Source organism: Kitasatospora sp. NPDC091257, from assembly GCF_044757675.1.
Lineage (GTDB): Bacteria > Actinomycetota > Actinomycetes > Streptomycetales > Streptomycetaceae > Kitasatospora > Kitasatospora lactacystinica.
The window spans coordinates 1-2,031 of record NZ_JBIVVI010001438.1; the positions used below are offsets into that span (position 1 = coordinate 1).

General features: G+C 73.7%; 3 protein-coding genes. 1 reads left to right on the forward strand and 2 read right to left on the reverse strand.

Going from position 1 to position 2,031, the window contains the following annotated elements:
- Positions 1-56: 56 nt before the first annotated feature.
- Positions 57-566 carry a GNAT family N-acetyltransferase gene (locus ACIQOV_RS39130; protein ID WP_401055623.1) on the reverse strand — a complete coding sequence of 170 codons (510 nt, stop codon included), beginning with the start codon at positions 564-566 and terminating at the stop codon, positions 57-59.
- A 43-nt stretch (positions 567-609) separates the two neighbouring features.
- Positions 610-1,140 (reverse strand): MarR family winged helix-turn-helix transcriptional regulator, encoded by a 531-nt coding sequence (locus ACIQOV_RS39135; protein WP_359908043.1) that lies wholly within the window; start codon positions 1,138-1,140, stop codon positions 610-612.
- 192 nt (positions 1,141-1,332) lie between these two features.
- Between ACIQOV_RS39135 and ACIQOV_RS39140 the strand changes: the two genes are divergently transcribed.
- The coding region (locus tag ACIQOV_RS39140; RefSeq protein ID WP_401055625.1) for an MFS transporter at positions 1,333-2,031 on the forward strand (699 nt) is incomplete at its 3' end.

Genomic DNA, 2,031 nt, shown 5'->3' on the forward strand with positions numbered 1-2,031 from the left:
GTCCGCTGAGCCCCCCATCGCCGAGCCCCCACCGCCGAGCTCCCACCGCCTGCCGCTCAACTCCGCAGTTCCACCCGCCAGTTGTTGCTGCGCATGAGCCGTCCGGGCGGGAACTCGAAGTCCGTCTCGCCGAGCAGTGTGAAGCCGGCCTTCGCGCAGACCGCGTTGGAGGCGGGGTTGTCCACCGAGGGGAAGGCGTGCAGGTGGGGATGGGCGGCCTCGCGGCGGGCGGCCTCGACCGCCGCGCGGGTCGCGGCGACCGCGATGCCCCGCCCCTGGAAGCCGGGCAGCACGTTCCACCCCATCTCGTGGACGGTCCGGCCCTCCCACGTCCGGGTGCCGTAGCCGACCGTCCCGACGGCCTCGCCCTCGGGCAGCAGCACGATCCGGTACATGCAGCCGAGCCCGGACGGGACGAAGTCCAGGTAGCGCCGGTGCCGTACGAGCAGCTGCTCGGCGCTCTCCGGCCCGCCGACGTGCTTCTTCATCTCCGGCGTGTTGACCCGGCGCAGCAGCGCGAGGTCGTCGTCCGTCCAGGGCTCGATCCGTAGCGCTGTGCTGGTCATGCCGGGGACGGTAGCGGCGGGCGAACGCGGCGGCCAGTGGTTTTCACCCGGCCGCGGGCTCCTGGGCGGGTGCCGGCTCGGGCCCGGTGCCTGGCTGTGCGAGGGCGCGGGCGAGCTGTTCCAGGCCCGGCAGGGCGTTGACGACCGCCGCGCGGTCGGCCGGGTCGAGGGTGCCGAGCGCGGTGGCGATGCGGCGCTCGTGGGCGTGCTGCCAGTCGTCCAGCTGTCGCCGGCCCGCCGGGGTGAGGGCGATCCGGGCGGTGCGGCGGTCGCCGGGGTCGGCCTGGCGGTCCACGAAGCCGGCGTCGAGCAGCTTCCCGACCAGTCCGCTGACGGTGTTGGGCGCGAGCCGCTGCCGTGCGGCCAGCTCGCCGACCCGCAGCGGCGCGGCGGCCAGTGTCTGGAGGAGTTCGACCTGCGCCATCGGCAGGGACTCCCACGGGTAGTCGGTGCGGATGCTGCTGCGCAGCGCGCGGCGCAGCCGGGTGACGGTGTCGGTCAGCTGCCGGGCGTGCTCGACCGCCGGGTCGGGGCTTGCGGTGGCGGGGTCGGGAACGTGTGGTGACGACGGCATGGCGGACAGCGTATCGCCTGGTACGGGGCGGTTCGGCGGCTGGTCGGGGCCCCGGGGCCGCGCCGTGTTGCGGCTCTGTCGCAGGCCTTGCCGCGGGCGTCCGTCCGGCACCGTCCGTACCGTGGGACACATCCTGTCGTAGAACGAGCTGCTCGTAGAGAGAACATATCTGTATCCGATATATTCGTACCCATGAACGCCACCGCCCTTGCCTCGCGGCTGCTCACCGAGCGGCCCCGGCCGCGCGGCATAGCCGGCTGGCGCCACGCCCACTGGCTCGCCGTCGGCACGGTCTGTCTCGGCGCCTTCCTCGGCCAGCTGGACGCCAGTGTCATCGCCCTGGTCTTCCCCGCCATCGGCCGGGACTTCGACGCGGGCTTCGCCGCCGTCGAGTGGGTCGCCCTCGCCTACCTGCTGGTCCTGGTCGCCCTGCTGGCCCCGATCGGCTGGCTGTCGGACCTGGTCGGCCGCAAGACGATGTACATCGGCGGCTTCGCGGTCTTCGGCCTCTCCTCGCTCGGTGCCGGATTCGCCGGCGGTCTCTGGGCCCTGGTCGGCTGCCGCGCCGTCCAGGCGGTGGGCGCCGCGATGATGCAGGCCAACAGCGTCGCTCTGGTCGCGCGGGGCGTCCCCGAGCACGCGATGCGGCGCGCGCTCGGCATCCAGGCCTCCGCCCAGGGCCTCGGCCTGGCACTCGGGCCCAGCCTCGGCGGGCTGCTGGTCGAACACGCCTCGTGGCGCTGGGTGTTCTGGGTCAATGTGCCGATCGCGGCGTTCGGCATCCTGGCCGGCTGGTTCCTGCTGCCCGGCGCGGGCCAGGGCGGTGGAGCTGTTCCCGGTGCTGGAGGCGACGAACTCCTTGATCCCGAACTGCCGGAACACGGCCAGGAC

What these genes read in the sequence shown, in the direction of transcription:
- ACIQOV_RS39130 (WP_401055623.1), bottom strand. Translation starts at nt 566, where the DNA reads ATGACCAGCACAGCGCTACGGATCGAGCCCTGGACGGACGACGACCTC.
- ACIQOV_RS39135 (WP_359908043.1), bottom strand. Translation starts at nt 1,140, where the DNA reads ATGCCGTCGTCACCACACGTTCCCGACCCCGCCACCGCAAGCCCCGAC.